This window comes from Streptomyces coffeae (genome assembly GCF_016741875.1).
In the GTDB taxonomy this organism is placed as follows: domain Bacteria; phylum Actinomycetota; class Actinomycetes; order Streptomycetales; family Streptomycetaceae; genus Streptomyces; species Streptomyces coffeae.
This window is the reverse complement of the sequence record NZ_JAERRF010000124.1, coordinates 1-1,315: the sequence shown is the minus strand read 5'-3', so window position 1 is coordinate 1,315 and position 1,315 is coordinate 1. Positions and strand designations below refer to the sequence as shown.

At 74.1% G+C, this 1,315-nt stretch carries 1 protein-coding gene; it reads right to left on the bottom strand.

The annotated features are described in order from the left end of the window. A partial coding sequence (locus JK363_RS41240; RefSeq protein ID WP_201883459.1) for an AMP-binding protein occupies positions 1 to 1,315 on the bottom strand: 1,315 nt, incomplete at both ends.

Here is a 1,315-nt window from a genome sequence, read left to right as displayed (position 1 = left end):
CGCCAGGCCCGCGCCCGCCACATAGAGCTCCCCGGGCACGCCCACCGGCACCGGGCGCAGCCCCGGGCCGAGGACGTAGAGCCGGGTGTTGGCGAGGGGCCGCCCGATCGGCAGCGGGCCCTCGTCCGGTGTCGCGCCCGGCGGCAGACGGTACTCGGCGCAGCTGACGGTGGTCTCGGTGGGCCCGTAGACATTGCGCACCGTCACCGCGGGGTGAGCGGCCCGCCAGCGCTCCAGGGCCTCGGCGGTCAGCGCCTCACCGGCCAGCAGAAGGTCCCCGGTGGGCGACAGATGCGGTGGCAACGCGTCCAGCAGGGCGAGGTGGCTGGGGGTCGCCTTGAGCAGGGTGGGGGCGGTGTCCGGCGGCGCGGTGTCGTCGAGTGCCCCGACACACACCCGGCCTCCGACGGTCAGCGGTGTGAAGAGCGTGGTGACCGTCATGTCGAAGGACACCGACGAGTGCAGCAGTGCGGTGCCACCGGCGCTCGGGTAGGACCGGCCCGCCCACCGGAGGTAGTCGGCCAGGGCGCCGTGCTCGACCACCACCCCCTTGGGCAGACCGGTGGACCCCGAGGTGTAGATGACATATGCCGGGTGGTGCGGCAGCAGCGGGCGGATCCGGTCGCGGTCGGCCGGGCCGTTCTCCGCGGGCCGCACGTCGTCCAGGTGGACGCGGGGGAGGGAGCCGAACTCCTCGCGTTCCGCGGTCTGTTCCCCGGCGGTCAGCAGCAGGGCGGGCACCGCGTCGCGGAGCATATGGGCGATGCGCTCGGCGGGGTACTCCGGGTCGACGGGCAGATACGCGGCTCCCGCCTTGGCCACGCCGAGGAGCGCGGCCAGCAGTGCCACCGACCGTGGCGCCGCCACGGCGACCAGGTCCTCGGGCCCGATGCCGTGGGCGATGAGCCGCTGGGCGATGCCGTTGGCGCACGCGTCGAGTTGGGCGTAGCTGAGCGTGCGGGCGCCGTCGGCCACCGCGATGGCCTCCGGGGTGCGCGCCACCTGGGCCTCGAAGAGCTCCGGGAGCCCGGCGGGGGCACCGGCCACCGCGGTGGCGTTCCAGTCGACCAGGATCCGCTGCCGCTCGTCCTCGGCGAGGAGGTCCACCCGGCTCAGCGGACGCTCCGGGTCGGCCATCAGGGCGCGCAGCAGCCGCTCGAACCGTCCGGCCAGGGCGGTGGCGGACTCCCGGTCGAAGAGGTCGCCGTTGTACTCCAGCACACCGTGGACACCCGCGGCGCCCTGCTTGTCGTGGCGTTCCTGGACGTTGAACGAGAGATCGAACTTGGCGATGCCGAGGTCGAGCTGTTCGAGC